The sequence below is a fragment of the Asticcacaulis sp. genome, assembly GCF_027484505.1.
Classification (GTDB): Bacteria; Pseudomonadota; Alphaproteobacteria; order Caulobacterales; family Caulobacteraceae; genus Asticcacaulis.
In genome coordinates this window covers 1-9,587 of the sequence record NZ_JAIXSV010000158.1, presented here as the reverse complement: position 1 = coordinate 9,587, position 9,587 = coordinate 1, and the positions used below count along the sequence as shown (strand labels likewise).

Sequence of the window (9,587 nt, the reverse complement as noted above, 5' to 3'; positions counted from 1 at the left end):
CATGCACAAAGTTCCACACCGACCGATAGTCAACCTTCACCCCGCGCTCCGCCAGTTCCCGCACAAGCCCCATCAGCGTAAAATCACTTTGCGTGCGCCCCAAAAGCCAAGCGCGCTGCGCCCCGACTAAAACACGCGGCTTGTGACCACCCATCTGACCCGGACACACACTGCCTGTGGCCTTGTAGCGATGCCACCACTTGGTAACGCTCGAAGGCGCAATGCCTAATGCCTCAGCAACAGACCGTGTGCTCTCTCCAGCCTGAACGCGACTTATAGCCCGCTCTCGCAAATCCATCGATAAAGGACGACCCATCACTTCCTCCTGTCGGACAAAGTGAATCATATCCTCTCTGATTTGGGAATCCCGATTCAGCTAAATTTCATACCGATCTAGATGTGGAGCATTGGTCAGCTTAGTTAAGCCGACCAATGCTCTATGTTTTTGTTTGGTCGCGCAATTTTTCCGAAAAGTGCCAAGACGCTTTTATCGCACTTTATCGGATTGCGCTCTGGCGCCAACGCAGAGACAGCATCACCGAACGGCGGTTGTCATAACTCAGCACACCATCGGCCGTGCGCTGGATCGGTATGTCCGTGTCCAGAGCGTTATCAACGCTCAGGCGAACGCTTAATTCGTCTGTCACGGGGCGCTCAGCGGTCAATCGCAACCTCACCGCCGGAGACAGGCGCTGACGGTTAAGGTCGTCCTCAAAAGACTCGCCGATAAACAGTCCCTCGGCACTGAGCCGCGTCCGGTCCAGCCGATACTCCCCGCCCACCGACAGCAGATAGGCCGGGGCCTGCGCCGGGCGCTTCCCATTCAGGGCCGGATCGCCACCGGCCATCTCAGCATCGGTGGCCGTACCGGACAGGGTGAGGGTCAGACGCTCAGCCGCCTGCCAGCGGGCCGACAGTTCCACCCCCGTGGCCCGCACCTCACCGGCGTTCTGACGCTGCCGCAACACCCCGCCCGCCGGGATAAAGCCCGCCGTCGGGAAGGTGCCCGGCCCAAAACCCACAGTGATATTGCTGATTGGGTCGCGCAGGCGATTATGGAACACACCCAGATCGACGCTTAGCCCGTCTGCCGCATAACGCCAGCCCACTTCGATGCCGCTGAGCGTTTCCGGTTTCAGGGCGCTATTGGCCTCGGTGACGTCATTGCCGACGCGAAAAGGGCGATAAAGCTCGTTGAGGGACGGCGGCCGAAAGCCATTATAGACCGCCGCGCGCCATTGCTGGACACCCGCTTGCCGCGTCAGGCCCAGACGGGCCGATACGACCGTCGCATCAGCGTTTGCGGGATGTAAATCCAGAACCGAAGCGCCATTGCTCAGATCCGTTTCGCGGCGAAACCCACGGGTCGCCCGCCAGTTATCGGCGCGCACCGCCCCGGTCAGGCTTACCGAACCGAAACGCCGCGTACCCTGCACATAGAGCCCGGCCAGATCGGTGCGCCCGCCCGCTTGGCGGTAGCGCGTGGCTATGCCGCTGACGTAGCGGAAGCGCTCGCGCGCCTGACCTTCACTGCGGCGGGCGTCGATACCGGCCTCCCATTCGCTGGTCGCGCTTTCACCGCGCCAGGCGGCATTCAGACCGTAGCCTTCGGCAGGCGTGGCAAACTGATCATTGGCCAGACTTGTGCCCGCACGCCCACTCAGGACTGATACGGAGCGGTTGGAGAGGTCGCTGTCACGATACCAGACCTGAAGCCGGTAGCCGTCGCCTGTATCTCCGGTGGGGCGGGTCAGGCTGAGGGCATACTGATGACCCCTGGCACGCGCCGTGGCCCCCGACAGGCCGGTATCGCGGCGGCTGTCGTAACGTCCCGCCATCAGGGTCAGATCGTGTCCCCTCGCCTCACCGCGCCACGTCGCCAGCATGGCCTCATCATCACCGAAGATGCCTTCATCCGCCGCACCGCGCTGGGTGCCACGCACGGCGGCATCGCCGTATCGGCGAGCGCGGCTGTAGTGCAGGCTTAAGCCCCCTACGCCGCCATTGACCTGAGCCCCCCAACTTCCGCTATCACCCCAATCCACACCACCCGACACCCCGCTCTGCGGCGGCGCGAGGTCGAGATCGACAACGCCCGTCAGCGCCCCGGCGCCATAGGCCCCGCCGCCCGCGCCGCGCACCACACGGGCGCGGTCGATGGCGTCCACGGGCAGACCGGCCCAGATGACCCAACCCCCAAACGGATCGTTCTGCGGTACGCCGTCCAGCGTCACCAGCGCCCGCCCGGCTCCGGACGGCGCTATGGCCCGCAAGGACAGGCCCTGAATGGTCGGATTGGCGCTCAGGCTGGATTGCCGCCGAAACAGGGAGGCCTGCGCCTCTGCCTTCAGGGCCTCGTCGAGGCTACTGGCGGCCTCTATGGCCGGTTTGCCGACGCTGAGGGTCGAAAAAGCCGCATCGCCGCGAAACGGCTTGAGCCGTCCACGCACGACAATCTCGGCCTCTTCTACCCCAGCCGGTGCGGCCAGAGACAGGCCAAGCAGCCACCCTACTAAGACTGCCATCGCCTTATGCCTCCCATAGATCCACCACACACCCGATCTCGAAAAAGCGCTGACAAACGGTTGCAACGCAGCATTAAACCCGCACCCAGAGGATATAGGGCGGCGCAGATGGCTTTACAGGGTGGGCCGAATGAATTTATGGTAGCCCTACCGCACCGCCAAAAACCAAAAACATATCCGAGGATTACCGCATGGGCCAGATGATTGAACTCACCCGCCCCGATGGGGGCACGCTGTCGGCCTACCGTTCGGAAGTCGATCCGGCACGCGCCAGCGTCATCGTATTGCAGGAATGGTGGGGCCTCAATGATCATATCAAGGCGATTGTCGATCGCTTTGACGCCGAAGGCTTCAACGCCCTTGCGCCGGACCTCTACCATGGCCGTGTGACGAAAGACGCTGATGAGGCCAGCCACATGATGAACGGCCTCGACTTCCCCGGCGCGGTGCATGAGGATATTGCCGCGGCTCTGGCCTATCTCAAGGACATCAATGACAAGGTGGCGGTGATGGGCTTCTGCATGGGCGGGGCCCTGACCATTGCCTCCGCCGCGCGTCTGAGCGGGTTTTCGGCGGCTGTCTGCTTCTATGGTGTGCCCCCGCGTGAATTTGCCAAGCCGGGCGATATTGCCATCCCGTTTCAGGGCCATTTCGGCAAGAAGGACGACTGGGTCACCCCGGAAGTCGTGGCCAAGATCGAAAGCGACATGCGCGCCGCCGGTCGCCACCCGGAGCTTTACAGCTACGACGCCGATCACGCCTTCTTCAACAAGACCCGCCCGGAAGTCTATGACGAAGACGCCGCCGATCTGGCGTGGGAGCGTACCATCGATTTCCTGGGTGACAATCTCTGATATCTACTGAGGAGCGATCCGGGCGCGTCGCGCCGTCAGGGCCGAACCACCCGACGCCAGCACCACCAGCGCAATCGCCAGCCATTGCTGCGGGCTTAAGGCCTCGTGCAGCAGGATCAGACCGGACAGGGCCGCGAGGGCGGGCTCAAGGCTCATCAGGATGCTGAAGGTGCGCGCCGGGATGCGTTTCAGCGCGAACATTTCCAGCGTATAGGGCACCGCGCTCGACAACAGGGCCACCATCAGCCCCGTCAGCAGTATCTGCGGTTTGAACAGCGGCGCGCCGATGGTGATCAGGGCCAGAGGCAGGGTGACAAGGCAGGAAAAGGCCACGCCAAAGCTGACGGCCTGCCCTTCGGGCACGCGCTGGGCGACCCTTTGCCCCAAAAGGATATAGCTGGCCCAACCGACGCCAGCGGCGATCGCCAACGCCACACCGATAGGATCAAGCGCCCCGCCCCCCGCGTTAGGTAACAAAAACCATAAGCCCGTGGCGGCGCAGGCAATCCAGACGAAATCCAGCGCCCGGCGCGAACTCCACACGGCCACGCTGAGCGGGCCCATAAATTCGATGGCGACGGCAATGCCCAGCGGGATGCGCTGAAACGACAGATAAAAGCACAGGTTCATCAGGCCGAGATTGAGCCCGAAAATGATCAGCCACTTCCACGCCGAGCGCGGCGGCCAATTCCGCCACGGACGAAACAGCGCCATCAGGAAGATAGCCGCCAGTGTCTGACGCAGGGCCGTCGCCCCCAGCGGCCCCACGCTGCTAAACAGCGACTTGGCGATGCCGGCGCCGAACTGAAACGACAACATGCCGCCGATGACGCCGATAATGGCCCACAGGGCGTAACGTCCGGCCGCGCCCTCAGTCATGTGCGGGGCGTCCTAAGCGTTCACCGACAAACAGGACAACGCGCCCAATCAGCACACTCAGCGTCATGACAAGCACAATCGGCGTCAGGGTTTGCGCCTGAAGCGCCGACACCACCGCCGACACGAGGGTCGCCAGCCCGATTTGCGTAAAGCTCATCAGGGCCGAGCCGGAACCAATGTCGCGGGTCAGACTGCCTATGGCGGTGGCTGACGAATTGGGGCCGATAAAACCGAGGCAGGACAGGATGAGGAACAGCAGGGCGACCGTGCCCCACACATTCAGCCAGCCGTTGGCCGCCGCCAGCAAAAACGCCAGCACGAACACGCACTGTATGCTCAGGGCGACGCGCAAGATCTGTTTTGAACTGTAACGCCGGTTGACGAAGACATTGAGCTGGCTGGAGCCGATAAAGCCGACGCTGAGCCCGGCGAAGATCAGGCCGTAAATGTCTGGCCTGATGTGGAATATCTCCATGAAGATGATGGGTGAGGCCGAGACGTAGATAAACAGGCTGCCAAAGGAAAACCCACCCGCAAACAGATAGGTGACAAAGGCGGGGTTGCGATAGAGGCCTAAGAAGGTGGTCAGGATCGGCAGGGGTTTAAGCGACAGGGCCGGATCAGCAGGCTTGCCGTCGGGCAGTACCGTCAGCACCAGTATCAGGATCAGGCCCACAATCGCCGCCAGAAACGCGAACACCCAATGCCAGTCGAGCCAGGTGGTCACCAGCCCGCCCAGCGTCGGGGCCAGCAGCGGAGACACGCCAATGGTCAGGATGATCAGCGAGATGATCTTGGCCGTATCCTTCGGCGGAAACAGGTCACGCACCAGCGCCATAGCCGCCACCGAAGCGGCACAACCGCCCAGCGCCTGAAACAGTCGCAGCCAGATCAGCGCGTCGATATTGGGCGCAAACACACAGCCGACTGAGGTCAGAACGAACAGGGCCAGCCCGGCATAGAGCGGCGGTTTGCGGCCATAGCGATCCAGCAAAGGCCCATAAATCAGCGGTCCCAGCGCCATACCGGCGAAATAGGTCGAAAGCGACAGGCCGACGGCGGCCGAACTGGTGTGAAAGTCCGCCGCGATCTGACCGAAGGCGGGCAGATACATGTCGATGGCGAAGGGGCTGATGGTCGAAAGCGCGCCCAGCGTAAAGATCACCAGAAACGGATTTTTGAGCGCCGGCGGCGCGGCTTCGGGAGCGGACATGACACACACACATAAGGGGAAGTAGCGGCGGTAATGGCCGTACCCCGTCAGCGGGTCAAGTTATGTCATCAGAGCGGCGGTCAACAAATGTAACCCTTATACCTTTAGCGCCAGATGCACTTCCCCGCGGATCAGGCCCGCAAAGCGTTCGCGGTCCAGCGCCACAATAGGCATCTTGCCGTCGTAAAGCTCCTCGACGATCAGCCCCTCGGCCTCGCACAGGTCGAGCACATCGGTGAGAAAGTCAGCCTTATAGTGTCCCTTGGCGCAGCCAAAAGTGGACAGACGCGAGCCATAGTCCTGCGCATTCTGCCCCAGCACATGCTCGATCAGCTTCTTGCGCCCGCGCGGGCTATTGAAGCGGTAAAGCGCCGACATCAGCATCTGCGCGGCTTGCGTGGCATCGACCACCGGCGCACGCGACAAACAGTTGTCGCAGGTGCCGCAGTTGTCGCCCGCCGCTTCACCGAAGTAACGCCGCACGCCTTTGCGGCGACAATCCGGGTTATGGACAAAGCGGAAAAAATCCAAGGCCTTCTGCTTTTGAACAGACAGGTCAGTCCCCGTCTCATTTTCACGCATCGACAGACGCCGCAGCGACCAGCCAAGATCGGTCGAGCTATAGAGGCAGACGCCAGACGCCGGTTTGCCATCACGCCCGGCGCGGCCCACCTCCTGCCAGTAGGCTTCCAGCGATGAGGGCGGATCGGCATGGATGACAAAGCGCACATCGGGCTTGTTGATGCCCATCCCGAACGCAATAGTGGCCACCATGATCTTGGTGCGATCGGCCAGAAAATCGTGCAGCCGCTCGTCGCGCACCTTGGCCGGCAAACCGGCATGGTAAGCGTCCGCCTTGAAACCTTCGGCCGACAATTGCCGCGCCAGCTTTTCGGCCCCATCACGCGACCCGGCATAGATGATGCCCGACGCATTCTTTTGCCGCCGCAGCATGTCGAGGATCATCTTCTGGGCGCTGCCGGCGCGACGCATCAGGCGTAAGCTGAGGTTCGGACGGTCGAAGCTGTCGATGACCTCGGCGGCATTTTCGATATGCAGCGCCTTCTTGATATCGGCACGGGTATGCGGGTCCGCTGTGGCGGTCAGGGCCAGGGTCGGGACCTTCCCGAACAGGGACTTGAGCTTGCCCAGCGCCCGGTATTCCGGGCGGAAGTCATGCCCCCACTGCGACACACAGTGCGCTTCGTCAATCGCGATCAGATTGACCGGCAGGCGCGACAGCTTGTCGAGCACAAAGCCCTGAGTGAGCGCTTCAGGGGAGAGATACAGGAGGTCGATTTCACCGTCTTGCGCCCGGTCCCATAGCTGATAACGGGCCTCCATCGACAGGCTGGAGTCGAGCCGTTCGGCGCGCACACCCTTCTTGACCAGCGCCTGCACCTGATCCGCCATCAACGCGATCAGCGGCGAGATAACCAGCCCAAAGCCCGGCCGCATCAGGGCGGGTATCTGATAGCACAGACTCTTGCCCCCCCCGGTCGGCAGGATGGCCAGCACGTCCTCGCCATTGAGGATGGCCGCGATGACGCGCGCCTGCTGACCACGAAAATCGTCATAATGAAAAACGCTTTTCAGGGTCTCGCGCGCCGAGCGCACCCGCTCCAGACCGGGGCCCGACAGGCCGTAAGCGGCCTCCGGTACGGGGTCATGAGGGTGATCAAGAAGCATCGGGCGGTCCGTTCATCTGAATTTTGACCCCTTTCCTATAAGCTGTTTCGGGGGACAGGATACAAGAGCCAGCGGTGTTTTTTTATCGCCCTTAATTTTGCCGGAATTGCCGGTCATTTGTCGAACGGGGACGACCATGACAGGATGACGTGTGCCGCTACAGGCGCGGCACGGAGAAATCAGGCGTCGGATGCGCAAATATAAGGGACGCGCGCCGCAGGCTTTGATATATCCTTAACGAAATCTTTGCATGAAGCATAAGCGAAACGCCGCTTGCCCGGTTAGGCAATGGCGGTGTCGTGGGGATAATGTATGGCTCTCGCCTTTGATATGAAGCGTCCGCCCGTGAAGGCTATCCTGTACTGGTTAATGGTATTCGCCGTCTGGGCGGTGATTTTCGCCGTCGGCTTTATCGCGTTCTTTTCGCTGGATCTGCCCGACACGTCGTCGCTGTATAAGACGGACCGTGCGCCCTCCATCACCTATCTGGATCGCTCCGGGGCATTGGTGGCCGTGCGCGGCTCACAGTTTGCGCCGCCGGTCGATATCGACGAATTGCCGGACTATGTGCCCGCGGCCTTTATCGCCATCGAAGACCGCCGCTTCTATCACCATTTCGGCTTTGACCCCATCGGTGTCGGCCGCGCCCTGATCCGCAATGCGACGCGCAAGGAAGGCTCTAACCTCGCCGGGGGTTCGACCATCACGCAGCAGCTGGCGCGTAATCTCTTCCTCTCCAACGACCAGAATGTGAAGCGCAAGGTGCAGGAACTGATCCTGTCCGTATGGCTGGAGATGAAGTTCACCAAGAAACAGATTCTGGCGCTCTATCTCAATCGCGTGTGGTTCGGCGGCGGCGCGACCGGCATCGAAGCGGCCGCTCAGCGATATTTCAACAAACCGGCCAAGGACCTGACCATCGGCGAAGCGGCCATGCTGGCCGGTATGATGAAGGGCCCGTCGCGCTATTCGCCTCTGTCGGACAAGGACCGCGCCATCCGGCGCACCGAGATCGTGCTGAACGAGATGGTGGAGGCCAAGGTCATCACGCCCGAACAGCGCGCCGACGTATTCAAGACGGGCATCAAGGTGTCGCGCACGCTCGCCACCGAACACGCACAATACTACGTCGATTGGCTGCAATCCGAGATCGGTCAGATGATCGACCTCAGCCAGCTCAAAGACGACATTATCGTCGAAACCACGCTCGACCTGCCGATCCAGACCGACGCCGAACGCGCCGTCAAGGCGATGATGGAGCGCGACGTTAAGAAAAAGGTGGAGCAGGCCGCGCTGGTCTCTATCGACGGCGAAGGCCGGGTGCGCGCCCTGATCGGTGGCGTCTCCTATTCCGATAGTCAGTTTAACCGCGCCATCGACGCCAAGCGTCAGGCGGGTTCGGCCTTCAAGCCCTTCGTCTATCTGACGGCCATGGAAAGCGGTCAGTTCCGCCCCGATACGCCTGTGGTAGATGAGCCCGTCACCATCGACGGCTGGACGCCCGCCAACTACACCAACAAATATCTGGGCGACATCACCCTGACCACGGCTCTGGCGCAGTCGATCAATACGGTCGCCGCCCGTCTGGCCGATCAGGTGGGGCGCTCCAATGTGGCCGCGACCGCGCGCCGTCTGGGCATCACCTCTAAGATCAATACCGATCCGGCCATGGCACTCGGCACCGCCGATGTGACGCCGCTGGAAATGGCGCGCGCCTATGTGCCCTTCTCCAATGGCGGCTATAAGGTCGCGCCCTATGGCATCGTGCGTATCCGCACCACCAAGGGCAAGGTCCTCTATCAGCATAGCGCGGCGGACAGCCGGGCCCTGGTGATCAACAACCCAGCGCTCGGCTATATGAACCAGATGATGCGCGAAGTGGTGCGCTCAGGTACGGGGTCGGGTGTGCGCCTGTCGCAGTTTGATATTGCCGGCAAGACGGGCACCACCTCCGATTACCGCGATGCGTGGTTTGTCGGCTATACGGGCGGTTTCACCACCGCCGTCTGGGTCGGTCGCGACAACAATTCGCAAATGGCCAAGGTGACCGGTGGCGGTACACCGGCCGCCATCTGGCGCGAATACATGTCGCGCGCCCTGACGCGAATCAAGGTTTCGACCATTCCCACCGGAACGGGTACGCTCGATACGGGGGCGGCCACAGCCGTCGATGACTTGCTCGGCACAGCGGCCAGCGCTGAGGCCCCGACGGTCACCATCGAACCCGCGCAACCGGCGAAGACGGAAACCCCGCAAACCCTCGACGAAGTGTTTGAGGATGCTCAAAAGGACGCCCAGAAGCGCAATCCCTAGATCATTATGATTTCTGGTAGAAACATAATGATCTAGATTTTTGTTTCGCCCCTCGCCGGGCGGTGGCTTTGCCACCTTGGCCGCCGCCTCAATGGCGGCTTGAGCGGAATGATT

General features: G+C 61.7%; 7 protein-coding genes. 2 read left to right on the top strand and 5 right to left on the bottom strand.

Going from position 1 to position 9,587, the window contains the following annotated elements; all coding sequences use genetic code 11:
* Together Q0072_RS10075 and Q0072_RS10070 are read right to left on the bottom strand one after the other, a co-directional pair.
* Window positions 1-316, bottom strand: a 316-nt coding sequence (locus Q0072_RS10075) for a transposase (protein ID WP_298329278.1), incomplete at its 3' end; no start/stop codon positions are given.
* A 181-nt stretch (window positions 317-497) separates the two neighbouring features.
* Window positions 498-2,525 carry a TonB-dependent receptor gene (locus Q0072_RS10070; RefSeq protein WP_298329273.1) on the bottom strand — a complete coding sequence of 676 codons (2,028 nt, stop codon included), beginning with the start codon at window positions 2,523-2,525 and terminating at the stop codon, window positions 498-500.
* A 191-nt stretch (window positions 2,526-2,716) separates the two neighbouring features.
* Here Q0072_RS10070 and Q0072_RS10065 point away from each other — a divergent pair, with 191 nt between their 5' ends.
* The gene (locus tag Q0072_RS10065; protein WP_298329270.1) at window positions 2,717-3,379 is read left to right on the top strand and encodes a dienelactone hydrolase family protein; all 663 of its coding nucleotides are present in this window, start codon (window positions 2,717-2,719) and stop codon (window positions 3,377-3,379) included.
* Window positions 3,380-3,382: 3 nt separating this feature from the next.
* Here the strand turns inward: Q0072_RS10065 and Q0072_RS10060 are convergent, their stop codons facing one another.
* The 3 genes from Q0072_RS10060 to Q0072_RS10050 form a co-directional block, all read right to left on the bottom strand.
* Window positions 3,383-4,258: a DMT family transporter gene (locus tag Q0072_RS10060; protein WP_298329267.1), complete on the bottom strand. Its 876-nt coding sequence runs from the start codon at window positions 4,256-4,258 to the stop codon at window positions 3,383-3,385.
* On the bottom strand, window positions 4,251-5,471 hold the full coding sequence (locus Q0072_RS10055; protein WP_298329264.1) for a multidrug effflux MFS transporter: 1,221 nt from the start codon (window positions 5,469-5,471) through the stop codon (window positions 4,251-4,253). The genes Q0072_RS10060 and Q0072_RS10055 overlap by 8 nt, the downstream gene beginning before the upstream one ends.
* 96 nt (window positions 5,472-5,567) lie before the next feature.
* Complete coding sequence (locus tag Q0072_RS10050; protein WP_298329260.1) at window positions 5,568-7,160, bottom strand: ATP-dependent DNA helicase RecQ; 1,593 nt, start codon at window positions 7,158-7,160, stop codon at window positions 5,568-5,570.
* Between the two features lie 312 nt (window positions 7,161-7,472).
* Here Q0072_RS10050 and Q0072_RS10045 point away from each other — a divergent pair, with 312 nt between their 5' ends.
* On the top strand, window positions 7,473-9,473 hold the full coding sequence (locus Q0072_RS10045) for a transglycosylase domain-containing protein (RefSeq protein ID WP_298329258.1): 2,001 nt from the start codon (window positions 7,473-7,475) through the stop codon (window positions 9,471-9,473).
* Window positions 9,474-9,587 lie beyond the last annotated feature (114 nt).

What these genes read in the sequence shown, in the direction of transcription:
- Q0072_RS10070 (WP_298329273.1), bottom strand. Translation starts at nt 2,525, where the DNA reads ATGGCAGTCTTAGTAGGGTGGCTGCTTGGCCTGTCTCTGGCCGCACCG.
- Q0072_RS10065 (WP_298329270.1), top strand. Translation starts at nt 2,717, where the DNA reads ATGGGCCAGATGATTGAACTCACCCGCCCCGATGGGGGCACGCTGTCG.
- Q0072_RS10060 (WP_298329267.1), bottom strand. Translation starts at nt 4,258, where the DNA reads ATGACTGAGGGCGCGGCCGGACGTTACGCCCTGTGGGCCATTATCGGC.
- Q0072_RS10055 (WP_298329264.1), bottom strand. Translation starts at nt 5,471, where the DNA reads ATGTCCGCTCCCGAAGCCGCGCCGCCGGCGCTCAAAAATCCGTTTCTG.
- Q0072_RS10050 (WP_298329260.1), bottom strand. Translation starts at nt 7,160, where the DNA reads ATGCTTCTTGATCACCCTCATGACCCCGTACCGGAGGCCGCTTACGGC.
- Q0072_RS10045 (WP_298329258.1), top strand. Translation starts at nt 7,473, where the DNA reads ATGGCTCTCGCCTTTGATATGAAGCGTCCGCCCGTGAAGGCTATCCTG.